The following is a 23,818-nucleotide window of genomic DNA, read 5'->3' as shown; positions in this document are numbered from 1 at the left end:
CTGCTGGGTTGCTTAGGCGATGGAGCCGGCCCGGCGGCCGAAGACGGCGCCCGCCGCAAGCCCGGAGCCGCCGGGGTAGTTTCCGCTGAACAGTCCGCCCAGCGCTTCCCCGCAGGCATACAGCCCTTCGAGCGGCTCCGCGTCTTCGGTGAGCACGCGGCCCCAGGTGTCCGTCTTGAGGCCACCGAAGGTGAAGGTGATGCCGCAGGTCACCGGGAAAGCGTAGAACGGGCCGGTGGCGATGCTGCGGGCCCAGTTGCTCTTCGGCGGCTGGGTGTCGGCCCGGCGTCCGTCCTTGACGTTGGGGTCGAAGGGCGAGCTGCCGGTGATCGAAGCATTGAAGTTGTGCACCGTCTCCTCCAAACCCTCGGGGCTGATACCGGCCTTTTGGGCCAGCTCGGCGAGGGTTGGAGCGGTGACCACCGAGACGCCCGGCATGTCGTACTCCTCGGCCCGCAGCATGGGGCGGGAAGAAGCGTCAAAGATCTGGAAGGCGGCCGAGCCCGGCTGGGCAAGGATGTCCCGGCCGTACTTCGCGTAGGTGTAGTTGCGGTAGTCGGCGCCCTCGTCCACGAACCGCTTGCCGTCGCTGTTCACCACGATGCCCAGCGGGTACCCCCCGCGGGTGAGCTGGTTGGTAAGCGCCAGGTTGCTCTCGTTCTCCGGGTGCCAGGCGTCCCAGGCCACGCTGTGGCAGGTGGACCAATCGCCGCCCCTGGCCGCCCCGGCGTCCAGCGCAGCGAGGATCATCTCCCCCGTGTTGCCCGGCGTGCCGCGTACCTTCGCGTTCTGCCAGCCCTCCCCCAGGTGCCGGCGGCGCAGTTCAGGCGAGGCTTCGAACCCTCCCGAGGCGAGGATGACCGACTCGGCCCGGAGCTCGCCTTCCCCGGTTGACGTGCGGTACCGGACGCCGCGCACGCGGCCGTCCTCCTGGATGAGGCCGGTGGCTGCGCAGTCGTAGATGACCTCCACGCCCATGCGCTCCGCGGCGGCGCGGTGGTCGGCCATGAGTCCCTTGCCGCCGCCCACGTTGCCCACGTGCAGTCCGCCCCAGAACAGATACCCGCCGTCCTGGGTCCGGTACGCCTGGCGCTCATACATCAGGCGGTATTTGAGTCCCATGCCCTGAAGCCAGCGCAAGGTCGGGTTGCTTTCGTTGACCAGGACAGCGGACAGTTCGGGGTCGTTGCGCCCTTCAGCGACCTTGGACAGATCGGCAAGGTATTCGGCAGCGGTGTACGCGGGGACTTCGCTGGCGGCGTGCCGCTCATCCGGTTCCACGAATTCGATGAGCTCCTGGAGCCCGTCGTGGGAGATGCGCGTGGCACCGGCGGTGTAGAAGCTGTTGCCTCCCGAGGCGGCTTTCCGCGCCTTTTCCAGCAGGACAACTTTGCGTCCACGCTCGGCGGCTGCAAGTGCTGCCGCAAATCCGGCGTTGCCGCCGCCCACTACCAAAACGTCGCTCTTGATCATCATCAATCTCCTCAGCTCCATCGCTGTACACGATTGTATACATAAGTATGCCGTCGCATGCAATGGGGTGGCGGCACATGCCTTGGGGGCATGGCAGGAGAGGGTGAGTGCCGGAGGTGGTGGCTACCCCAGGCGCGGGTGGCTGATTTCCTGGGCGTCGATGTACATCTGGATGCGGATGTTCTTTGCTTCGTCCATGTGGGCGCTGGCGATGCGGCCGGCCTCCTCCGCGTTCCGTGCGCGGATGGCAACCAGCAGCTCCTCGTGCTCCTTCAGCACGCGGTCCCAGCGCTCCTTGGTGGAGAGCGTGGTGCCGGGGTAGCGGATGAAGTGGACCAGGATCCGGTCGAGCAGGTCAAGGAGGGCGGCGCTGTGGCTGGCGGCCCAGATGCGCTCATGGAAGGTGCGGTTGGCGGCGGCCAGTTCAGCCGGAGTGGCAGCATCGAAATCAAGGGTGACCATGGCCTGGTGCGCGCGGTCGATCAGCATCAGGTCCATGTCCGTGTGCCGGAGAGCCGCAGTTTTTGCGGCCGCCTCCTCCAGGAAGGTCCGCACCTCATAGAGGTCCAGCATCTCCTCCGGGCGGTACTCCCGCACCTGCATGCGTGAACCGTAGCGCTCCACGAGCCCCTCGGTTTCGAGGCGCCGCAAGGCTTCCCTGATGGGCGTCCGGGAGACGTTGTACTTCTTGGCCAGGGCGCTTTCAACGAGCTGGGCACGGGGAGGCAGCTCCTGCGAGATGATGGCGTTCCTGATCATCAGGTAGGGGCTTGTCTCTGGTTGCGACGCCACGGGCGGCCTCCGGTCTTCATGCAAACAAGCGGCAGGACGCGCCGGCGCCATACCTTTAGCCGCAATTCTAGCGCACTGCATACCGTTCCGGCGGGCTGTGAACACCGTGCCGATATTCCGCACACTCTCCCGAAAAGCGCCAGGCACCCATAATGCCCTTCCTGTATTCATCTTTTGAAGACTGTTGCTTAAGTCATATGAACGGTATACCGTTTGTGACCAACGCCATACAGCAGGCCGAAACCCGGATTCCGGTTGGCCCCGCTTTCAACATTTACCCGGCAACTGCACACGGTAGCCCGGGGTTTTTCAGGAGAACCAATGACGCTTCTATTCAGGGAAGAGCCGCACGCCGGCACCCTCCCGGTCACCCCGGTGCCGGCCACCCTCGTCCGTGGCGGCACCAGCAAGTGCTGGATATTCCGGGACGAGGACCTTCCGGCTGACGCCCTGGAGACGGACCGTCTCCTCATCCGCACCTTCGGTTCGCCGGATCTCCGCCAGATCGACGGAGTAGGCGGCGCCTCGTCGACCACCAGCAAGGCGATCACCGTGGCCGGCACCGACCGGGACGGAACGGTCCGCTACCGGTTCGCCCAGGTGGCCATCGACAAGCCGGCAGTCGAGTGGGCCAGCAACTGCGGCAACTGCGCAACAGCGCTGGGCCTCTACGCGCTCCATGCCGGGCTGGTCGCTCCCACCGGGGAAGTCACCCGGGTCCCCATCCTGAACACCGTGACCGGGCTGCGCCTCGTTTGCGAGATCCCCACACCGGGGGCGCAGGTACCGGCCTACGGCGGGCGGCGCCTCGACGGCCAGCACTACCCCGGCGTCCCCATCGACGTCATCTTCCAGAAGTCCTCCTGGTCCAGCTACGGTGCACAGTTCCCCACAGGCAACCCCACGGATGACATCGAGGTCGACGGGAAGCGGTACCAGGCGACACTGATCGACGCGGGCGCCCCGGCTGCACTCTTTGCCGCACAGGACCTGGGGCTGGACGCAACCGCCAGCGAGGAAGCCTTGGAGGCACTGGTCCGGATCGCTCCGCAGTTGCGCGCTGCGGCCGCACGCCGGATGGGGCTGCCGCAGAACCTCAGCTCCATTCCGAAGGTTGGCGTCGTGGGGCCTCCGCCCGCAGGCGCAACCGGCGTTTCGGTCCGGATGATCTCGATGAGCGCGTTGCACCCCGCCATCGGCCTCACCAGCGCGGTCGCCGTCGCGGCTGCTTCGGGGACCGCAGGCAGCGTGGTGCAGCGCAACGTGGTTCCGGCGGCGGAGGCCGGACTCTTTATCCACTTACTGAAAGGCAAGACGGCGCTGGCATTGGATGCAGCCGATCCCGCTGAAGTCTCCTTTCAACGCTCGGCCCGCGTCATCAGCGAAAGCACCATCCTGGTGCCAAGTGACTGAAGAAACCCCTACAGGAAAAGCCAGCCCAAGGAATCAGCCATGAAAATCAGCATTCAAAACCTGCAGCTGAAGTACGGAAGCTTCACTGCCATCGAAAACCTCAACCTCGACATTGAAGACGGCGAGGCACTGGTCCTCCTGGGCCAGTCGGGCTGCGGCAAGACCAGCACGATGCGCTGCATCGCTGGCCTGGAGGAGCCCACCTCGGGGCGGATCATCATCGACGACGTTGTGGTCTTCGACTCCGAAAAGGGCATCAACCTGCCCCCGAACAAGCGCAACGTCGGCATGGTCTTCCAGTCCTACGCGGTATGGCCGCACATGACGGTTGCCCAGAACGTTGCCTATTCGCTCAAGCAGAAGAAACTCTCCAAGAGCGAAATCGATGAGCGCGTCATGGAGGCGCTCACGCTGGTCGGCCTGGAGCCCTACGCCGACCGCGGCGCCAGCCTGCTCAGCGGTGGCCAGATGCAGCGCGTGGCCCTGGCACGCAGCCTGGTCATGCGGCCCAGCGTGCTCATGCTCGACGAACCGCTCTCCAACCTTGACGCCCGCCTGCGTGACCGGCTCCGGGTTGAACTGCGTGAGATCCAGCTCCAGTTGGGGCTCACCTGCGTGTACGTCACCCACGACCAGCACGAAGCCTTCGCCCTGGCAGACCGCATCGCCTTGCTCCAGGGCGGCCGGATTGTGCAGATGGGCGCCCCGCAGCACATGTACGAGGCACCCGCCAGCGCCTCGATCGCCCACTTCCTGGGTGTTTCCAACATCATGGACTGCACCCCGGAGGGCACGGCCACCGGCGCCACCACGGCACGCATCGCCAACAGTGAGCTCACCATCCAGTCGGCGCAGCAGGCCAGTGATGCGGGCGCATCCCCCAAGGTCTGCATCCGGGCCGAGGACCTGCAGATCACTGCCATGCCCACCGAACACCCCAACTCGTGGCCGGGGACGGTACGCGTGGCGGGCTTCCAGGGGAACGACATCCGGTACGCGATCCAGCTGGAATCCGGGCCCGAACTGGACGCACTGGGCGGGCTGAGGCGCGGCGAACAGCACAAGGTGGGGGACCGCGTGTGGGTCACCGTCAACCCCCGCGAAGTCCAGATCCTGCCGGCTGAGGTCCTCGCATGAGCCTCAAGACCACCGAGGCGGCCAGCCGCGTCGAGGCCCGCCTGGCACCGAAGCCCGAACCCCGGAACTACCGCTCTGCCCGGACCCTTGCCGGCCTCCGGAAGAACACGTCGGGCCTGATCGTCCTGGTCATCCTCGGCGTCCTCATCGTCCTCCCCCTTGCCCTGGTCCTGCTCGCCGCGTTCTCGGACAGCGTTCCCCGGCCGGGCAGCATCTCCCTGGGCGGCCTGACGCTGTCCAACCTGGCGCTGCTGGCCACCCCGGAAGCACTCGGGGCCCTGGTCAACTCGCTCATGGTCGGCGCAGGCTCGGCACTCATCGCCCTGCTGATCGGCGCATTCCTGGCCTTCGTGTGCGCCCGCTCCGATGCGCCGTGGCGGAAGTTCATCTTCTTCATCGGCATGGCGCCGATGTTCATCCCCGCCCTGGTGGGCGCCCTGGCCTGGTCCCTGCTCTGCTCGCCCAGCGCCGGCTACATCAACATCTTCCTCCGCGACCTGGGCATTGACGCCGCCATCAACATCTACAGCCTCCCGGGCCTGGTGTTCGTGCTGGGAATCTTCTACGCCCCGTACGCCTTCCTGCTGCTGCACAGCTCGCTGTCGATGATGAACGCCGACCTCGAGGAGGCTGCCACCGTCCACGGGGCTCCGCTCCGCACCATGCTGCGGACCGTCACCCTGCCCCTGGCCCTGCCGGCCATCCTGGGCTCCGCCGTCCTGGTCTTCGCGCTGACGATGGAAAACTTCCCCGTGGCCCAGGTCATCGGCAACCCCGCCGGCGTGGACACGCTGCCCACCTATATCTACCGCCTCATGAGTGCCACTCCGGCCAAGAGCAACCAGGCTGCCAGCGTCGCCGTGATCCTGACCGTTGCGCTGATGGCCGTGACCCTCATCCAGCAGCGCATCATCAACAAGCGCAAATTCACCACCATGACCGGCAAGGGCAACCGTCCCCGGCAGGTGCCGCTGCGCAAGATGCGCTGGCCCTTCACCATCCTGGCACTGGCCTACTTCGCGGTGTCCGTCGTCCTGCCCATGCTCGCACTGCTCGCCGCGTCCATGCAGGCCACCCCCTTCGTGTCCTCGATGTCGCAGCTGCTGGAGGCCAATTCCCTCAGCTTCGCCAAGCTGATCGAAGTCCTCGGATCCAACGATTTCCAGCTCGCCCTCAAGAACAGTGTCCTGGTGGCCCTGATCGCGGCATTCGCCGGCACCACCCTCAGCTTCATCGCCTCGTACATCCGCTACCGCACCAAGTCCAAGGTGGGACGGCTGATCGAACTGGTCGCCATGACCCCCCTTGCCGTCCCCGCCATCGTGATGGGCATCGGACTGCTCTGGACCTGGCTGCTGCTGCCCCTGCCCATCTACGGCACCCTGGCGATCCTCGCCGTCGCCTGCGTTGCAGTGTTCATGCCCCAGGGCTACCGCGGCGTCTCCGCATCGATGCTCCAGATGGACCAGGACCTCGAGGACAGCGCGGTCATGCTTGGCGCCGGACGGACCCGGTCCGTCCTGGACGTCACCCTGCCCCTGATGCGCGTCGGCATCATGTCCTCGTTCCTGCTGTTCCTCATGCTGTCCATGCGTGAGCTCAGCGCCTCCATCTTCCTCTTCACCTCGAACACCCGGATCCTGTCCATCCTCGTGTTCGACAACTTCGACAACGGCCAGAGCCAGGCAGCTGCCGCCGTCAGCGTCCTGTACTGCCTCGTCATCGGAATCCTCGCCGTCATCGCCCAAAAAGTCGGCGGCGAACGCAAGACCAAGAACTGACCTCACCCACCTTTGAAAGGGACACCCACAATGAAGTTAGCGTCCAAACTTCCCGCCTTCACCGCAGCCGGAGTGCTGCTCGCCCTCAGCCTGGCCGGGTGCGGAAGCCCCGCCCAGAGTGCCGGCGTGGTCACTGCCACCGCAGCTGTGAACACCGACAACGGACTGGTGATCAACGGCGAATCCATCGCGGACAAGGACACCTACGAGAAGGCCAAGACCCAGACCCTGTCCCTCTACTCCGGCTACACCGATTCCTCTGAAAGCGCGCTGGTTGACGCCTTCACCAAGGACACCGGCATCAAGGTCAACGTCGTCCGGCTCACCCCGAACAAGCTCTCCGAACGCGTTCTCTCCGAACAGGGCGCCGGCAAGCTCAGCGCCGACGTCATCCGCACCTCCGACTACCGGATTGCCAAGTCCATGGAGGACGCCAAGGTCTGGAAGGCCTATGACGTACCCGGCGCCTCGGCCCTCAAGGACGTTTCCGTGGACGGCGGCCAGTTCACCCGCATGTTCAACTCCGTCTACACCCTGGGCTACAACACCCAGCTGGTGAAGGAAGCCGATGCCCCCAAGTCCTGGGCGGATGCCGTCGGCGGCAAGTGGCAGGGCAAGCTGGGCATCGTCCAGGGCGGCTCGGGCGGCAGCACCGCTGCGCTGAACAGGTTCATGGAAACCAAGATGGGCGGCGACTACTTCGCCAAGTACGCTGCGCAGAAGCCCAAGATCTACGACTCCCTGGGTGCTGAGGCCACGGCGCTGGCCCGCGGTGAAGTGGCCGTGGGCACGGTCACCATCAGCGGCACCAACATCTCGGCCGTCCAGGACAAGGCCCCGGTCAAGTTCATCGTCCCCGAGGAAGGACTCGTCTCGTACGACTATTACCTGGGCATGACGGGCACCGCCACGAACGTGGAAGCCGCGAAGGTCTTCATGAACTACAACCTTTCCAAGCAGGGCCAGCAGGTCTTTGCGCAGATCGGTGAATACCCGGTCCGCACCGACGTGGCACCGCCCACCATCATGGGCGTGACGCTCCCCGCCGTCGATTCCGGCAAGGTCTACCGCATGCAGAACACCGACGCCGTGACCTACGGCAAGGACGACCTTGCCAAGTGGAACCAGGTCTTCGGCTACACCAAGTAACCCCGCAATCCCGTGCCTGGGGACCCGGCCTCCGCCGGGTCCCCAGGCTTTTTTCATTCACCCGCCACCAGGAGCCCCGTGACCGCCGTCCACGTCCCCGCACTTCCGGTGCCCCGGAACACCTCGTCCCTGCTGGTCCGCCAGGACGGCAGGACCATCCTTGAACTCGGCGACACCACCCGCGCCAGTTACGTCGCCTCCGTGCGCAAAAGCCTGCTCTCGATCCTGTTCGGAATCCAGGTGGACGCCGGCACGGTCAGCCTCGACGCCACACTCGATGAGTTCGGTGTTGATGATGTTGGCGGCCTGCTGCCCATCGAGCGGACGGCCCGGCTCCGTGACCTGCTGACGTCGCGTTCGGGCGTCTACCATCCGCCCTCCAGCCCGGGCAGTGACGAGGATGTCTTCCCTTCACGCGGCACAAAAGCACCGGGGCAGTATTTCCTCTACAACAACTGGGATTTCAACGCCGCCGGCGCGATCTTCGAGAAGGCCAGCGGCCTGACCGTCTTCGAAGCGTTCCAGAAGCACCTGGCCGGTCCGCTGGGGTTCGACGACTACGACCCCACACGCCAGCGAATGCTCGGGGACGCCGGAAAGTCCGCCTTCCCTGCCTACCACCTCTTCCTCTCCGCCCGGGACCTGGCCAAGATCGGGATGCTGATGGCTGCCGGCGGCCAGTGGGAGGGACGGCAGCATGTCCCCCGGGAGTGGGTCCGGGACAGCGTGGCCACCTATGTCAGGCGCGCAGACATGGCGCCGGCCACCGGTTTTGGCAACTGCGACTACGGCTACCTGTGGTGGCTCCCCCGGGAATCCGGCCCGCAGTGGGAGGGGGCGTTCCTGGCGGAGGGCAACTACGGCCAGTTCCTGCTGGTCCTGCCGGCGATCGGGAGCGTCATTGTGCACCGGCGCTTCGTCAGCGACAGCTTCGCCGTCGCCCGGAACACCCACACGGCAGCTGCCTCGACGGCAGGCCCCGCTCCGGTGACCCACGCCGAATTCATGGACCTTGCCCGGGCGCTGGTTGCCAGGCCCCTGGCCCGGTAGGCGTCAGGAAAGGCACCGTACGACGGCGGCACCCTCCTTTGTCAGGAAGCTGCGCCCTTGGCGATGGAACGGAACACCTTGGTTGCCTGCTGCGCCGCGGGGCTGAGCCGCCGGTTTGCCAGGTGGGCCAGGAGGATCCGGCGCTTCGGCGATCCGGCGAGCGGGACCGCCACGACGTCGGGCCGCAGGGCCGTCAGCGCCAGCCTGGGTGCCAGGGCGATCCCGATACCGGCCGCCACCATGCCCTGTGTCTCCTGGTAATCGTTGGCGGCGAAGGCGATCCGCGGTTCGAACCCGGCGTCGCGGCATACCCGGCTGAGGACGTCGGCCACGGGGTGCTCGTCGCGCACCACCCATTCCTGGTCGCTCAAGGCGCCGATGCGGACCGAGCCCAGTTTCGCAATGGGGTGCTCCCGCGGTACCAGCAGCACTGTTGGATCGTTCATCAGCCTGACCAGGGCCAGGTCAGGGTCCTCGATCTGCTGCCAGGGATAGTCCCACAGCAGCGTCAGTTCGATTTCCCGCCGCCGCAGCCGTTCCAGCAGGCCGTCCCGGCGGGCACTGACAACCGTCACTGCCACCTCCGGGTGGCGGGCGCGGAACGCAAGCACAACGTCGGGCATCAGGGAGGCCCCGCCGGTGGGAAAGGTTCCAAGCCGGAGCTGGCCCCGCCGAAGGCCCGCGAACTCCCCCATTTCGGCACGGGCGGCTTCAACGGTCCTGTCGATGTCGTCGGCGTAGTGCAGCAGGGCGTGCCCCGCCTCGGTCAGGACCACGCCCCGGGGATGGCGCTCGATGAGGACCACGCCCATCTCCTGCTCGAGTTTGGCTATCTGCTGCGACACCGCCGAGGTGGTGAAGGAAAGGGCGGCAGCAGCCGAGGTCAGGGAGCCGGAACGGCCCACCTCACGGAGCACATGGAGCCGGTGGAGATCGAGGATTGCCATGCGCTGAGTTTAGCAAAAGTAGATAGTCGTCCATTTATTTGCGATTGTGCTGAAGGCTCCCATCCCGGATCGTAGAAGTACAAGGTGCTGTGAAGTAGAGCACCTGCAAGTTACGAGGGAGAAATACAGTGGGACTCAAAGGACATTGGTACCGGGGCGGCACCAGCAAGTGCTGGCTCTTCGATGCCAGGGACGTGGCCCTCCACGCCCCCGCCCGCGAGGAAATCCCCGCACTGCTGTCAGCCGCTTTCGGCGCAGCGGATGCGCGGCAGCTGGACGGCGTCGGGGGCGGAACGTCCACCACGTCAAAGGCTGCGGTCATCTGGGCAACCCCTGGTGCCGAGGCAGACCTCGACTACCTTTTCGCCCAGGTGGGGATCGGTGACCCCACCGTTGAGCTGGGTTCCAACTGCGGCAACTGCGCCACCGCCATTGCCCTGTTCGCCGTCCAGACGGGCATCGTTCCCGCCCGGGACGGCATGACCAAGGTCCGCATGCGCCACGTCACTTCCGGCGCCGTGCTCAGCGGAGCGGTTCCAACTCCCGGCGGCCACATTCCCAAGTCCGGCCTGGCACGGGTTCCGGGCAGCAGCGCCGCCGGTGTTCCCGTCAGCCTCTCGTTCCACGGCCCCTGGGGCCAGAACACCGGTGCACTCCTGCCTACCGGCAACACCGTGGACCAACTCCAGGTCAACGGCAGGACGCTGGGCGCAACGATGGTGGACGCCGGGGCCCCTGCCGTGCTCCTCGCAGCCGACCAGGCCGGCGTCGATCTTTCCTCAATGACGGACAACCTCACTGCCCAGCTGCCGGACCTCATCGCGGCACGGGCATCAGCCGGCCTCATCATGGGGCTGCGGAAGCCTGAGGATCCGCCGCAGAACGCTGTCCCGAAAGTCGGGGTTGTGGCGCCAGCCGGCGACTACATCGCCGCGGACGGAACAACCATCACCGCCGGCAGCCACGACGTGCGGGTGCGGATGCTGTCCATGCTCGCACCCCACCCGGCCATCGGCCTGACCTCAGCCGTGGCAGTTGCCCTTGCATCCTCGCTGCAGTCATCGGTCGTAGCCAACGCAACAGGGCAATCACCCTCCACCGGCACCGGAACTCCCCGCTTGCTGCGGGTCGGGACGCCCGCCGGCGTGATCACCGCCGAAATCATCACCGATGACACCGGCGCCGTCAGCGAAGTGGCCCTCCACCGGGCAGCCCGCCACATCGCCACCGCAGATATCGACGTGGCCCCGGCCGCCGAGCTGTCTGCCTAACACCCCTATCTCTTTGCCCCATCATTAAGGGGCCGCACCAACCAGGAAGTTGTTCAATGAAGATCAAATCCATCCTCGGACACCTGTATGTCCAGGTACTCATCGGAGTCGCCCTCGGCGTCGTTGTGGGCGCACTGTGGCCCGACCTCGGTTCGTCCCTCAAGCCCATCGGCGACGGCTTCGTGAAACTCGTGAAGTTCATGATCGCCCCCATCGTCTTCTGCACCATCGTCGGAGGCATCACCTCGCTGCGGGACACCAAGAAGGTGGGCCCCACCCTGATCCGTTCGCTTGGCCTCTTCTACGCGCTGACGGCACTCGCCCTGGCCCTGGGCCTGGCCGCGGTGACGCTGTTCCAGCCCGGCGCCGGGATGCACATCGATCCCACGCACCTGGACTCCTCGGTGGCGCAGAAGTACACCACGCAACTGCCCAGCAGCAACCCCGTGGACTTCATCCTCAGCATCATCCCCACCACCTTCGTTGGCGCCTTCGCCGACGGTGAGGTCCTGCCCGTGCTGGTCATTGCAATGCTGTGCGGCTTCGCCTTCAGCAAGCTCGGCGCACCGGGCCAGCTGGCCCTGAACGTGGTCAACAGCTTCAACAAGCTGCTTTTCATCATGTTCGGCTACATCATGAAGGTGGCTCCGCTGGGAGCCTTTGGGGCCATGGCCTTCACGGTGGGCAAGTACGGCGCCCACTCCATCGGAAACCTCGGCATGCTGATCCTTGCCTTCTACGCCGCCTGCATCGTCTTCGTGGTGGTCGGCCTGGGCATCCTGGCCAAGGTGACCGGCTTCAGCCTGTGGCAGATCCTGCGCTACTTCAAGGATGAATTCCTGATCGTCCTCGCGACGTCCTCCAGCGAACCGGTCCTGCCGCGCCTGCTGTCCAAGCTCGAACGGATCGGCTGCGACCGCAGCGTTGTGGGCCTGGTGGTCCCCACCGGCTACTCCTTCAACCTGACCGGAACGGCCATCTACCTCACCCTCGCCTCCATGTTCATCGCCCAGGCCTGCGACATCCACCTCAGCTGGGGCCAGATCCTGCTGATGCTCGGCATGATGCTGCTGACCTCCAAGGGCGCGGCGGGCGTCACCGGAAGTGGTTTCGTGGCCCTGGTGGCGACGCTGACGGTCATGCCCACCCTGCCGGTGGCCGGCGTGGCCCTCATCGTGGGCATCGACCGCTTCATGAGCGAGGCCCGTGCCCTCACCAGCACGGTCTGCAACATCGTCTCCTGCGTGGCAATCGCCAAGTGGCAGGGTGAGCTGGACATGGTCAAGCTCCGCTCCGAGCTCCAGGCGGGCTTCGTGCCCACCGAGGCGGAGAAGGTTCAGCTGGCCGAACCGGCCCTGGCCCACTAACCGGCCGCCAGGCCACCACCACCAGCGTTTGCCCGGGATCCCAGCAGGGGTCCCGGGCAAACCCCTGCAAGGGGTACTACTTCACAATCCGCACGGAAAGGACCCGAAATGAGTGAGCGCCAAACGGAACAGGAAACTGCAGAAGACTGCGACGCCGGCACCTGCTTCTACTGCCAGAGCCCGGAAACCGACTAGCGCCCCAGCCCTCGGGCCACGCCGTCAGCCTGGGCATTGCGAGGCAGGGCGGCAACAGGCCCTAGACCCACTGCTCCCACAGCGTCAGCTGCAGGCTGACGGTCCCGGACGAACCAGCCACAACGGAACCGGCCCCCGCGGAAGGGTCGACGACGGCACCCACGTTGCCGCCGTCGTCGTCCCTTCCAGCAAAAACAGCCAGCCGCATCAGCCGCATCACGCCCGGACCGCCTCAGCAGCCGCATCCGAAGAACGCACGGGCGTCTCCAGCCCAAGGTTTTCCCGCAGGGTGTTCCCGCGGTACTCCGTGGGGTACACCCCGCGTTCCTGCAGCTCCGGCACCAGGTGGTTGACGATGTCGTCCAGGCCGGAGGGAATGAGCCACGGCGAGATGTTGAATCCGTCCACCGCCCCCACCCGCGCGAACTCGGCCAGCTGGTCCGCCACCTCAACATACGAACCCGTGAAGGTGGAATCCACCCGTGCAGTGCGGGAGGTGACGAACTGCCGGATGGACAGCCCCTTGTCCTTGGCCTCGGCCCGCCACTGGTCCGCCAGCTGCCGCGCCTTGGCGCCGTGGAAGCCGCTGCCGCGGGTCTCGGACGTTTCCTCCACCACCGGATCGATCTCCGGCAGCGGTCCGTCCGGATCGTACGACGACAGCTCGCGGCCCCAGAACTGCTCCAGGTAGGCGATGGCCTGCTGCGGGCCGATCTGCAGGCTCCGCACCCACTCCTTCTTCTCCGCCGCCTCCGCAGCGGTGGGCGCCAGGATGAACTCACTGGCCGGCATGATCTGCACGGCGTTGGCACCCCGGCCAGCGGCCAGGGACCGCTCCACGAGGTCCTTGCGGAACTCCACGGCGTCGTCGAACTTGGGGTGCGCGGAGAAAATCACATCAGCCTGCCGGGCGGCAAAGTTGCGGCCCTCGGGCGAGTCGCCGGCCTGGAACAGCACCGGGCGGTACTGGGCGCTCCGCGGCAGCCGCGGCGTCACGTCCACCGTGTAGTGCTGGCCCTGGTGCACCACCCGCCGAGCAGGACCGTCCGGGGTTTCCCACGAATCCCAGATCCGCTTGGCCGTCTCCACGAACGCCTCGGCGTGCTTGTACCGGTCAGCGTGGTCAAGGTATCCCCCGCGGCGGAAGTTGGCCCCGGTCCAGGCGTTGTCAGTGGTCACGATGTTCCACGCGGCACGCCCGCCCGAGATCAGGTCCAGCGACGCGAGCCGGTGCGCCAGGTCGGCGGGATCGTTGTACGTGGTGTTCTGGGTGGCCACCAGCCCGATGTTTGTGGTCACCGAGGCCAGCGCGGCCAGCATGGTCTGCGCGTCCGGCCGGCCCACCACGTCCAGCGCGTGCGGGCGGCCCAGGTGTTCACGGAGGCGGAGCCCCTCGCCCAGGAAGAACGCGGCGAACAGCCCCCGCTCGGCGGTGTGGGCGATGCGGCGGAACGATTCGAAGTCCGTCTGCGAGCCCGATTCGGCGGCCTTCCAGATGGTGCCGGAGTTCACGCCCTGGAAGAAGACCCCAAACTGGATCTGGCCCGACGGCACAAAGACATCGGATTTAGCACGGTTGTGCTGTGTCACGGTGGTTCCCCTTACTTTCCCGCGCCGGCGGGCGCAGCGGCGTTGGATGCGGCGGTGGCGTAGCGGCTCACCGGGCGTGAAAGCCCCAGCAGGTCGCGGAAGGTGCCGTCCTGCACCAGCGGGCGGAGGACTCCGCGGCGGCGCAGTTCCGGCAGGACCAGGCGGCCCAGTTCCTCCAGGTCGACAAAGAGCGACGCCGGGTGCAGGCGCACGCCGTCGGCCTCCTTCAGGAGTTCCGTGAGGAAGTCCGTGAGACCGGCGGCGGAACCGGCGTAGTTAGCACGGCCGGAGCCAAAGCCAGCCACCCGCCCCGCCGCGGCCTGCCCGCGGGAGTCCAGGACGACGTCGAGCTCGGCGACCACCGCAACGGATGCCCCCACCCGAGACCGCACATCGCGGACCTCTGCCGCCAGCAGTTCGGCGGCAGGTGCGGACACCAGGACGGCATCCACGGCGTCCGCGGGAACCTCCCCCAGCAGGGACGCGGGCGCCAGCACGGGCAGCTGCCCCTGCAGCGGCCGCGGAATGATGGACGGTCCCTTCACGGAATAGCCGGCGCCGGCAAAATCGGCACGAGTCTCGAAATCGACCGCCGTATTAAAATCGACATAGTGCAGCTTGTCCACGTCGATGTACCGGCCGGTGGCCACGTCGCGGATCACGGCGTCGTCCTCCCACGAATCCCACAGCCGCCGGGACACCTCGATGGACGCCGCGGCCTCCTGACCCAGTGCAGCGCCGGTCACGGACGGGCGTCCGACGGCGGCAGCAGCCTCCGGCGATTCGGCTGCCGTCACGATCCACCCGGCCCGGCCGCCGGACACGTAGTCCAGGCTGGCCAGCTGGGTGGAGATGTGGAACGGCTCGGTGTAGACGGTGTCCACCTCGGGTACCAGGGCGATGGTCCGGGTGGCGGGCCCGGCGAAGGCCGCCCGCTGCAGCGCGTTGGCGCGGCCCGGAGCGGGTGCGTCGGTGAAGGTTGCTGCATGGAAGCCCGCGGACTCTGCTGCCAGCACGGCCCGGGTGAGGTGCGCGCCGTCCCAGCCGGCGCCGTCGAGCTCAAGGGCAAGGAACCCTCCCTGGCGGGTTGAAGAGATGCTCACTGCTGGTCCTGACGTTCGTAGGGAATCTTTTCGCCGGCCTCGATGGCCACCGGCAGCCGGTTCTCCGCCGGCGGCAGCGGGCAGGTGGCCAGGTCCGTGTACGCGCACGGCAGGTTCACGGCCCGGTTGAAGTCCAGCAGCACGGACCCGTCTGCGGCCGGCACCACGGACAGCGAGCGGTTGGCGGCATAAGTGGTCTTGCCGGAGGTCTGGTCTGTGAACAGCACGGACAGGGCGCCGGGGGCGTGGCCGTTGAATGCGGTCAGCGCCAGCTCCCGGCCGGCCAGCTTGAAGCGGATCTCGCCCGGCGCCTCATACACATGCTGGATGCCCTCGACGGCGGCGCCCACCGTGGTGGACCTCGGCGCTTCGAACGGCACATAGGTTCCGCGCACGGCATACGCGGCATCGTTCGAGTAGGCGGGCGTGCCCTGGTAGGCCTGCAACAGCGGGTTTTCCGGATGACGGGGCCGGACGATGTATTCGCCGCCGCGCTTGGCCAGCTCAATGACGGTCTCGCCGGACACCAGGTTGATGCCGCCGCGCTCCTCGATGGGGCCAAGCTCAACGGTGGCCCCGGACGCAGTGTTCAGCTCCCTGCCGTCCTGCTGCAGGCTGTCGCCCGGCTCCAAAAGGACGCGGACGACGTCGGCCGCCACGCTCCAGGTGCCCGGGGCGCCTTCCAGCCGGGCGGGTTCGCTGCCCAGCCAGTGCAGGTGGGTCACCGCCAGGAAGCCGTGCGGGTGGGCGCGGTGCTGTTCGTGGGCGGCGTGCCATTCCTGCCAGTCGGCGTCGAAGGATTCGAGGGCGGTTCCGGTGGATTGTGCGGTCATGATGCCTTCCCTGACGGGGCCGCGCCGGCCGATGCCTGCGTGGCCGCGAAGTTCTCTTCGGTGATGGTCTTGGATTCCGGCAGCGCTTCCTCGGACAGGCCCCAGCGCTCCAGCACCTTGCCGTAGGAGCCGTCCTTGATGACGGCATTGAGGGCCTCGGAAATGACCGGTGCCAGCCCGTTGCCGCGGAGGGTGGTGGCGGCCACCAAGGTCTCGGAGGGCCAGCCGGCGTTGACCTTGCCCACCACCTTCACGTCGTCCCGGGTGTTCTCGCGGTACACGGTGGACGGGTAGGGGGCGATGTTCAGGTCCGTCCGGCCGGAGGACAGCGCCAGGATGGTGTCCGCATCGGAGGAGTAGTACTGCAGCGTGGCCGGCGCCTTGCCCTTGCCCTCGAGCTCCTTGTTCCACGCCAGCAGGATCTTCTCCTGGTTGGTCCCGGACCCCACGGAGATCTTCAGGCCGGAGATGTCGTCCGCCCCCTTGATGCTGTACGTGGCGGACTTTTTGGCCTCGAAACCCATGTACGCGGCCCGGTAGCTGGCGAAGTCGAACAGCTTCACCCGGTCCTTGTTCACGCCCACGTTGGAGAACACAGCCTCAAAGTCGCCGGACTGGGTCTTCAGCGGCCAGTTCTCCCAGGACGTCACCTGCACGTCCAGCTCCAGGCCCAGCTTGTCCGCCACCAGCTGGGCGATGTCCAGTTCGGAGCCGATCGGCGTCTTGTCGTCGGTGGCGTGGAAGGACAGCGGGATGGACCCGGCGGTGGTGGCCACCGTCAGCTTGCCGTCCCTGCCGATCAGCCCGGGGACCTTGGCGGCGAGCGCCGCGTCCTTCTCGCCCCGGATCCGCTGCTGGTCCGGTGAGGTGTTGTAGACCACGCCGTTGCGTGCCGCCGTCGTCTGCGCTCCTCCGCTGGGGTTGCCGGCGGCGGAGGCGCCGGGGTCGGCGCAGCCGGCGAGCGCGGCGGTGCCAAGGAGTGCGGTGCCGAGGAGTACGACGGCGGGACGCGCCGCGAGGGCGCGGCTGCGGCGGAGGCCGCGGGTGGGGAAAGCCATGGGGTGGTCCTTAGATGTTGAAGGCCGGTTCCAGCACCTTGGAGAAGAAGCTCCGGGTGCGCGGTTCCTGGGGGTTGCTGAAAATTTCCTTGGGGGTGCCCTGTTCCACGATCTGGCCCTGGTCCATGAACACCACGGTGTCCGCCACGTCGCGGGCAAAGCCCATCTCGTGCGTGACGATGATCAGCGTGGTGCCGGACGTGGCCAGTTCGCGGATCACGTCCAGCACTTCGTTGACCAGCTCGGGATCCAGGGCGGAGGTGGGCTCGTCGAACAGCAGGATCTTGGGGTCCAGGGCCAGGGCCCGGGCGATGGCGACGCGCTGCTGCTGGCCGCCGGAGAGCTGGCGGGGGTAGGCGTCGGCCCGGTCCTTGAGCCCCACCCGGTCCAGCAGTTCCAGGCCGCGGCGGCGGGCCTCCTCCCTGGACCGCCCCTGGGCCACGACGGGTGCTTCCGCCACGTTCTCCAGGGCAGTGAGGTGCGGGAACAGGTTGAAGTTCTGGAACACCATGCCGATGTCGGTGCGCTGTTTCAGGATCTCCTTTTCCCGCAGCTCGTGCAGGCGGTCGCCGCGGAGTCTGTAGCCCACCAGCTGTCCGTCGATGGTGATGTGGCCGCCGTCCACCTTTTCCAGGTGGTTGATGGTGCGCAGCAGGGTGGATTTTCCGGAGCCGGAGGGGCCCACGATCACGGCCACCCCGCCCGGTTCCACGGTGAGGCTGACACCTTTGAGGACTTCGGTGGCGCCGAAGGATTTGCGGACGCCGGTGATTTCCACCAGGCCGCGGGTGGCTGTGGGGGCGGTAAGGGTCTCAGTCATCAGGGGTTCCTCCGGGTGGGCACTGCCGCGTGGGTGGCGAAGAATTTACGGGCCTTCTGCAGGGGCGTCAGCGGCAGGCTCCGCACCGCGCCCCTGGAGTAGTGCCGTTCGATGTAGTACTGGAAGACGCTCAGCACGGAGGTGATCACGATGTACCAGAGCGTGGCCACCAGCAGCAGCGGCAGGACCTGCTGGGTGCGGTTGTAGATGACCTGGACGGTGTAGAACAGCTCCGAGTAGGCCAGCACGTAGACGATCGAGGTGCCCTTGACCAGGCCGATGATCTCGTTGAACGCGGTGGGCAGGATGGCGCGCATGGCCTGCGGCAGCACGATCCGCGTGGAGCGGCGCCAGGCCGGGATGCCCAGGGCGGCTGCGGCCTCCAGCTGTCCCTGGTCCACGGACAGGATGCCGCCGCGGATGATCTCAGCCGAGTAGGCGGCCTGGTTCAGGGTCAGGCCCAGCACTGCTGCCGCAAACTGGCTGATCAGTGTGGTGGTCTGGACCTCGAAGAACCGGACGTCCGTGAAGGGGATCCCCAGGCTGATCTTCTCGTACAGGTAGCCCAGGTTGTACCAAAGGAGCATCTGCACCAGCAGCGGCGTGGACCGGAAGATCCAGGAGAACGTCCAGGACACGGAGACCAGCAGCGGCGACGCGGAGAGCCGCATGAGCGCCAGGATGAAGCCGAGCACGAACCCCAGGACGCCGGAGATGGCGGTCAGCTTCAGCGTTTCCAGCAGGCCGTTGACCACGGACTGGGCGGTGAACCACTGCGCCACCACACCCCACTCCCAGCGCGGGTTGGTGGCCAGCGACCATGCCACGGCCAGGACACCCAGGGCGACGACGGCAGTCCCCACCCAGCGCCACGGATGCTTGGCGGCCACCACGCGGTACGACGAATAGTCCGCGGGGACCCGTTCCGGGACGCCGGCCCTGCCCGGTCGCGCTGCCGGTGGCACCGCCGGTGACGCTGCCGCGGGCTGTTCCTGTTGCGGCTGTGCCGGTTGCGGCTGCTTTGACTGCGCCACCCTGGTTGCTGAACTCACGGGGCCACCTCACTTCTCATTCCTGGACTGGAGCCGGACTGCCCGGCGTCGGGGCGGCTCGCCCCGGGTGCTGGCTGCAAATCTAGGACCGGCCGGAACGGGCCAGCAAGGCGCATGGTTGCAATACTTCACGGGGCTTCGCACGGCGTCATGAGTCGGTTTTTTGCGTCCCTTAACGCGCCGTGACGCGGAGTTAACGGCCGTGACCAAGCGCTCGACCGCCGTCGTCACGGCTGCCTAGCATGGGCACTCCGACGGCCACTTCCGCGCCGTCCCCGCACCCACTCGCCGTCAGGAGAGCCCATGCCAGCCACCATCCCGGCCATCGTCTTCATCGGCGGCGGGCCGCGCACGGCAGGTGTGCTGGAACGGATCGCCGCCAACCGGCCGGACGTCTTCGCCGGGCCGCTGCAGATCCACGTGGTGGAGCCGCACATCCCGGGCTCGGGCCGCGTCTGGCGGTACGACCAGGACCCCGGGCTCCTCCTCAACTCCATGGCCGCGGACATCACCATGTTCACGGACCAGTCGGTGGACTGCCAGGGCCCCGCCGCGCCGGGTCCGGCGCTGGCCGAATGGGCCGCCGGCGTCCTGGACGCCTCCATCATCGACGTCCCGGATTTTCCCCAGCCGCTGTGGGACCAGCTGCGGTCCCTGACCGGCACCACCTTTCCCACCCGCCAGCTGCAGAGCCAGTACCTGGAGTGGTTCTTCCGCCGCGCCGCCAGGTCCCTGGGCCGCAGCGTCACGGTCCACCGGACCACCGCAGTGGGCATTACGGAACTGAAAGGCGGCGGCCACCAGGTTGGGCTGGCCAACGGCCGGACCCTGCACGCGGACATCGTGGTGACCGCCCTGGGCCACACCGATTCCCTCCCGGACGCCGTGTCCGCCGGCTTCACGGACTTCGCCGCCCGGCACGGCGGCTGCCACGCGGCACCCAGCTACACCACCGACGTCGACTACTCCCCCATTGCCCCCGGACAGGACGTCATCGTCGCCGGGATGGGCCTGGCGTTCGTGGACCTGCTGGTCCTCCTGATGGAAGGGCGCGGCGGCAGGTTCCAGGAAACGTCCGACGGCGGGCTGCGCTACCTTCCGTCCGGACGGGAACCGGTGCTGTGGGCCGGCTCCCGGCGGGGAGTGCCGTACCACTCGAAGATTTCCGCTGCCCTCCGGGGGCAGGCTCCAGGGCCGTTGCGGTTCTTTACGGCCGCCGCCGTGGATGCGCTGCTGCAGCAGCATGGCGAGCTGGACTTCCACCGGCATCTCTGGCCCCTGATCGCCAAGGAAGCCGGCTACTACTATTACCGCGAGCTTCTGACCGGAAGCCCTGAACGCGCCGCCATGGGCTGGGACGGGTTCGCCTCCGCCTATGCGGGATTGGACTGGTACAGCCCCGGGCGGAAAGACCTGGTGGCCGCAGCGGTCCCTGACGCCGGCCTGCACCTGGACCTGGAGCGGCTGGACCGCCCCTTCGACGGCCGCCGCTTCAGCGATCACGCGGAAGTCCAGGACGCGGTGGCCGGATACATCGAGCAGGACCTGGCTCTGCGGGACAGCCCTGACCACCCCGAAACCCTTGCTCTGTTCCTGGCCCTGCTGCACGTCTATATGGAGGTGGGGCGCGTAGTCCCGCCCGAGCGGCTGAACGCACGCTCGCAGCAGGTCATCCACGGCTGGTGGCACGGCTTCTTCAGCTTCGTGGACTCCGGTCCGCCGCCGCACCGGCTCCGCCAGGTCCTGGCGCTGCACCGGGCCGGCCTGCTGCAGTTCCTGGGTCCCGGCCTCCAGGTCTCCGCCGATGAGGCCACCGGGCTTTTTGTTGCTTCGTCCGCCCAGTCCGGGGTGATCGTCACGGCGAGGGCCCTGATCGAGGCGCGGCTGCCGGCCACGTCCGTGGCCCGCTCGCTGAACCCCGTGCTCGCCTCCCTGCACGGGAGCGGCCTGGGCAGCGAGCAGCAGCTGCTGACCTCCGACGGCATCCACTCCACCGGGAAACTCCTGGTGTCCCCGCAGCACCAGCTGGTGGGGGCCGGCGGCAAGCCGCACACCACCCTTTTCGGCGTCGGCCCGGGAACATCGGGCTGGGGCGCGGGCGCCTTTGCCCGGCCCAACACGAACGCCGCGCCGTTCCGCGAGAACGATGCCCTGGCCCGGACCATCCTCCGCACTGCCCGCGGCGTGGCTGCCGGGGATGTGTCTGCCCCGGCCGCCATGACTCCGGAACCAGCCGCCGCCGGACAGAACTGACCGGCAACAATAACGACCAGTGACAAGGAATAACCAGTGACCGCAGAACCACACCTTCGTCCCAGGCCGCTTGATCCCGCCAGCCTGGTGGTCCTCAGCCTGCCCATGCACGATCCGCGCGTCCGGCCGCTCCTGGACGAGCTCGCCGTCGAATACGACACCCGCTACGGGGACCTGTTCGGCCGCACGGCTGCCGCAGAGGAACTGAACCGCTACCCCGCCGCGGAATTCGAGGGACCGCACGGAGCCCTCCTGGTCATCCAGGAGGACGGCGATTCGATCGCCGGCGGCGCGTTCCGCCGGTATGACGAAACCACCGCGGAACTGAAGCGGATCTGGACGCACTCGGCCCACCGCCGTCGTGGTCTGGGCAGGCTGGTGCTGGCCGAGCTGGAAGCCCTGGCTGCCGCCCGCGGCTACACCCGGCTGTACCTCACCACGGGCCCGCGGCAGCCCGAAGCCAAGGACCTTTACCTCACCAGCGGCTACCAGGCGCAGTTCGACCTCGACGCCGATCCGGAAACCATCGGACCGCTGGCGTTCACCAAGGAGCTCGCCCCGGTTCCGCGGAATTCCCGGCCGGACTGACCGCCCGGCCACCGCCGCATCCGGGGCCGCCGCGGTTATGCTGGCGCCATGGCCTCCAAAACCACAGCAGAGAAGCTTGCCACCATCCAGAAGGGCTACACGCTCGAAGGCGCCACCATCGAGCTGGGGGCCGCCATCATCGACGGCGAGCTCCACAAGGACGCGCCGGTGCGGCTGCCGCTGGCCATGATGAACAGGCACGGGCTGGTGGCCGGCGCCACCGGAACGGGCAAGACCGTCACCCTGCACATGATGGCCGAACAGCTGTCCACAGCCGGCGTCCCCGTCTTCCTGGCCGACATCAAGGGCGACCTTTCCGGCCTGGCGACTGCCGCCGCCGGCAGCGACAAGCTCACCGCACGCACGCAAAGCATCGGCCAGCCGTGGCAGGGCAAGGCGTTTCCAGTGGAGTTCCTGGCGCTGGGCGGGGACGGCAACGGTGTTCCTGTGCGCGCCACCGTGTCCTCGTTCGGGCCCATCCTGCTCTCGCGCATCATGGAACTGAACGACACGCAGGAATCGAGCCTGCAGCTGGTGTTCTATTTTGCGGACAAGAACGGCCTGGAGCTGATCGACCTCAAGGACCTCCGCGCCGTCATCCAGTTCCTCACCTCGGACGAGGGCAAGGACCAGCTGGAGGAACTGGGCGGGCTGTCCAAGGCGACCGCCGGGGTGATCCTCCGCGAACTGGTGGGCCTCGAGGCGCAGGGGCTGGAAAAGTTCTTCGGGGAGCCGGAGTTCGATACCGCCGAGCTGCTGCGCACCGCCCCCGACGGCCGCGGCGTGGTCACTTGCCTGGAGCTGCCCACCCTGCAGACCAAGCCCATGCTGTTCTCCACCTTCCTGATGTGGCTGCTGGCGGACCTGTTCGAGGACCTTCCGGAGGCCGGCGACCTGGACAAGCCCAAACTCGTGTTCTTCCTGGACGAGGCCCACCTGCTGTTCAACGGGGCCAGCAAGGCCTTCCTGGACGCCATCACCACCACCGTCCGGCTCATCCGGTCCAAGGGGGTGGGCATCTTCTTCGTCACCCAGACACCCAAGGACGTCCCCGCCGATGTCCTGGGCCAGCTGGCCAACCGGGTGCAGCACGCCCTCCGTGCGTTCACCCCCGAGGACGCCAAGGCGCTCAAAGCCACGGTGTCCACGTTCCCGGTCAGCGACTACGACCTCGAAGAGACCCTCACCTCGGCGGGTATCGGCGAGGCCGTCATTACCGTCATGAACGAAAAGGGCGCGCCCACGCCGGTGGCCCTCACCCGGCTCCGGGCACCCGAGTCCTTGATGGGCCCCAGCGAGGAGACCCTGGTGCGCAGCACAGTGGCCGGTTCCGCGCTGCTGGGTAAGTACGGAACAGCGGTGGACAACCCCTCCGCCTACGAAAAGCTCACCGGCAAGGCGGCCGCGCCCACGGGTCCGGCGGCCGGACCTCCGGCCGGCGCACCCGAGGAGCCCGCCGCGTATGACGTTGACGCCGAGGCCCGCCGGATCGAGGAGGAAATCCTGGGCAGGCCGAGCAGCAGGCCGCCGCAGGTCTCCGTCCCCGCACCACAGGATCCTGAACCCGAGTACGGCGGCGCGGAGGACGGGGAGGCGCGTGAAACGCCACGGCGGGCCAAGGCCCCCCGGGCACCGCGGTCCCGGCAGCCGCAGTCGCGGGAGCCCGAGCCGCAACCGGGCGGCATGATGGGCGACCTCGGCGGAGTGCTCGGCGGCGCCCTGGGCGGCGGACTCAAGAGCATGGCACGGTCCATGGGCACCCAATTGGGGCGCGAACTGCTCCGCGGCGTGTTCGGCACATCGTCCCGGCGCCGCCGCCGCTGACCTTGCCGCGCCCACCCTGCAACGGGTGTCCCGGGAACCGCCAAGGCTCGTGTCAATGCCGGCCGGGCCACCCGCCGTCGGGCATTAACCGGGTGTTGCCCGGCAAGATAGGGGGGACGCCA

20 protein-coding genes are annotated in these 23,818 nt (G+C 67.4%); 10 read left to right on the top strand and 10 right to left on the bottom strand.

Annotated features, from left to right (window positions below):
• Positions 1–12: 12 nt before the first annotated feature.
• Together tcuA and AC6JAM_RS09955 are read right to left on the bottom strand one after the other, a co-directional pair.
• Positions 13–1,476, bottom strand: coding sequence for an FAD-dependent tricarballylate dehydrogenase TcuA (gene tcuA, locus AC6JAM_RS09960; RefSeq protein WP_497934571.1), 1,464 nt, complete (start codon positions 1,474–1,476; stop codon positions 13–15).
• 120 nt (positions 1,477–1,596) lie between these two features.
• Positions 1,597–2,265 carry a GntR family transcriptional regulator gene (locus AC6JAM_RS09955; RefSeq protein ID WP_223992974.1) on the bottom strand — a complete coding sequence of 223 codons (669 nt, stop codon included), beginning with the start codon at positions 2,263–2,265 and terminating at the stop codon, positions 1,597–1,599.
• Positions 2,266–2,586: 321 nt separating this feature from the next.
• Here AC6JAM_RS09955 and AC6JAM_RS09950 point away from each other — a divergent pair, with 321 nt between their 5' ends.
• The 5 genes from AC6JAM_RS09950 to AC6JAM_RS09930 all read left to right on the top strand — a co-directional run bounded on the left by AC6JAM_RS09950 (position 2,587) and on the right by AC6JAM_RS09930 (position 8,795).
• A complete protein-coding gene (locus tag AC6JAM_RS09950) occupies positions 2,587–3,678 on the top strand; it encodes a PrpF domain-containing protein (protein ID WP_497934570.1) in 1,092 nt (363 codons plus the stop codon).
• 39 nt (positions 3,679–3,717) lie between these two features.
• Positions 3,718–4,815 (top strand): ABC transporter ATP-binding protein, encoded by a 1,098-nt coding sequence (locus AC6JAM_RS09945; RefSeq protein WP_134164974.1) that lies wholly within the window; start codon positions 3,718–3,720, stop codon positions 4,813–4,815.
• Positions 4,812–6,596 (top strand): ABC transporter permease, encoded by a 1,785-nt coding sequence (locus AC6JAM_RS09940; RefSeq protein WP_134164973.1) that lies wholly within the window; start codon positions 4,812–4,814, stop codon positions 6,594–6,596. Before AC6JAM_RS09945 ends, AC6JAM_RS09940 begins: the two co-directional genes overlap by 4 nt.
• Positions 6,597–6,626: 30 nt before the next feature.
• A complete protein-coding gene (locus AC6JAM_RS09935) occupies positions 6,627–7,745 on the top strand; it encodes an ABC transporter substrate-binding protein (RefSeq protein WP_056392020.1) in 1,119 nt (372 codons plus the stop codon).
• Between the two features lie 78 nt (positions 7,746–7,823).
• Positions 7,824–8,795, top strand: coding sequence for a serine hydrolase domain-containing protein (locus AC6JAM_RS09930; RefSeq protein ID WP_497934569.1), 972 nt, complete (start codon positions 7,824–7,826; stop codon positions 8,793–8,795).
• A 41-nt stretch (positions 8,796–8,836) separates the two neighbouring features.
• On the opposite strand, the gene AC6JAM_RS09925 is transcribed toward AC6JAM_RS09930, so the two are convergent.
• Positions 8,837–9,742, bottom strand: coding sequence for a LysR family transcriptional regulator (locus AC6JAM_RS09925; RefSeq protein WP_056392023.1), 906 nt, complete (start codon positions 9,740–9,742; stop codon positions 8,837–8,839).
• Positions 9,743–9,870: 128 nt separating this feature from the next.
• Between AC6JAM_RS09925 and AC6JAM_RS09920 the strand changes: the two genes are divergently transcribed.
• Both AC6JAM_RS09920 and dctA read left to right on the top strand, forming a co-directional pair.
• Positions 9,871–11,013, top strand: a complete 1,143-nt coding sequence (locus AC6JAM_RS09920; protein ID WP_497934568.1) for a PrpF domain-containing protein — start codon at positions 9,871–9,873, stop codon at positions 11,011–11,013.
• A 56-nt stretch (positions 11,014–11,069) separates the two neighbouring features.
• A complete protein-coding gene (gene dctA / locus AC6JAM_RS09915) occupies positions 11,070–12,380 on the top strand; it encodes a C4-dicarboxylate transporter DctA (protein ID WP_134164971.1) in 1,311 nt (436 codons plus the stop codon).
• Positions 12,381–12,636: 256 nt separating this feature from the next.
• On the opposite strand, the gene AC6JAM_RS09910 is transcribed toward dctA, so the two are convergent.
• The 7 genes from AC6JAM_RS09910 to AC6JAM_RS09880 are packed head-to-tail and all read right to left on the bottom strand — an operon-like array spanning position 12,637 to position 19,013.
• Positions 12,637–12,795, bottom strand: a complete 159-nt coding sequence (locus AC6JAM_RS09910) for a hypothetical protein (RefSeq protein WP_166673101.1) — start codon at positions 12,793–12,795, stop codon at positions 12,637–12,639.
• Positions 12,792–14,165 carry an NtaA/DmoA family FMN-dependent monooxygenase gene (locus AC6JAM_RS09905; RefSeq protein ID WP_497934567.1) on the bottom strand — a complete coding sequence of 458 codons (1,374 nt, stop codon included), beginning with the start codon at positions 14,163–14,165 and terminating at the stop codon, positions 12,792–12,794. Before AC6JAM_RS09905 ends, AC6JAM_RS09910 begins: the two co-directional genes overlap by 4 nt.
• An 11-nt stretch (positions 14,166–14,176) precedes the next feature.
• The gene (locus AC6JAM_RS09900) at positions 14,177–15,268 is read right to left on the bottom strand and encodes an LLM class flavin-dependent oxidoreductase (RefSeq protein WP_497934565.1); all 1,092 of its coding nucleotides are present in this window, start codon (positions 15,266–15,268) and stop codon (positions 14,177–14,179) included.
• Complete coding sequence (locus tag AC6JAM_RS09895; protein ID WP_497934564.1) at positions 15,265–16,101, bottom strand: DUF1684 domain-containing protein; 837 nt, start codon at positions 16,099–16,101, stop codon at positions 15,265–15,267. Before AC6JAM_RS09895 ends, AC6JAM_RS09900 begins: the two co-directional genes overlap by 4 nt.
• Positions 16,098–17,159, bottom strand: a complete 1,062-nt coding sequence (locus AC6JAM_RS09890) for a transporter substrate-binding domain-containing protein (RefSeq protein ID WP_497934563.1) — start codon at positions 17,157–17,159, stop codon at positions 16,098–16,100. Before AC6JAM_RS09890 ends, AC6JAM_RS09895 begins: the two co-directional genes overlap by 4 nt.
• 10 nt (positions 17,160–17,169) lie before the next feature.
• Complete coding sequence (locus tag AC6JAM_RS09885; RefSeq protein WP_018772070.1) at positions 17,170–17,979, bottom strand: amino acid ABC transporter ATP-binding protein; 810 nt, start codon at positions 17,977–17,979, stop codon at positions 17,170–17,172.
• On the bottom strand, positions 17,979–19,013 hold the full coding sequence (locus AC6JAM_RS09880; protein WP_497935949.1) for an amino acid ABC transporter permease: 1,035 nt from the start codon (positions 19,011–19,013) through the stop codon (positions 17,979–17,981). Before AC6JAM_RS09880 ends, AC6JAM_RS09885 begins: the two co-directional genes overlap by 1 nt.
• A 321-nt stretch (positions 19,014–19,334) precedes the next feature.
• Between AC6JAM_RS09880 and AC6JAM_RS09875 the strand changes: the two genes are divergently transcribed.
• Genes AC6JAM_RS09875 through AC6JAM_RS09865 form a run of 3 tightly spaced genes read left to right on the top strand, consistent with a single transcriptional unit; the run spans position 19,335 to position 23,696 of the window.
• Entirely contained in the window at positions 19,335–21,284 is a 1,950-nt protein-coding gene (locus AC6JAM_RS09875; RefSeq protein ID WP_497934561.1) for an FAD/NAD(P)-binding protein, read from the top strand.
• A gap of 36 nt (positions 21,285–21,320) precedes the next feature.
• Positions 21,321–21,872 (top strand): GNAT family N-acetyltransferase, encoded by a 552-nt coding sequence (locus AC6JAM_RS09870; protein ID WP_497934560.1) that lies wholly within the window; start codon positions 21,321–21,323, stop codon positions 21,870–21,872.
• 48 nt (positions 21,873–21,920) lie between these two features.
• Positions 21,921–23,696 (top strand): helicase HerA-like domain-containing protein, encoded by a 1,776-nt coding sequence (locus tag AC6JAM_RS09865; RefSeq protein WP_497934559.1) that lies wholly within the window; start codon positions 21,921–21,923, stop codon positions 23,694–23,696.
• Positions 23,697–23,818: the final 122 nt, after the last annotated feature.

Source organism: Arthrobacter sp. GmRoot5-12, from assembly GCF_059739365.1.
The sequence above is the reverse complement of the archived record's forward strand: the minus strand, read 5'-3'. Positions and strand labels throughout refer to the sequence as shown.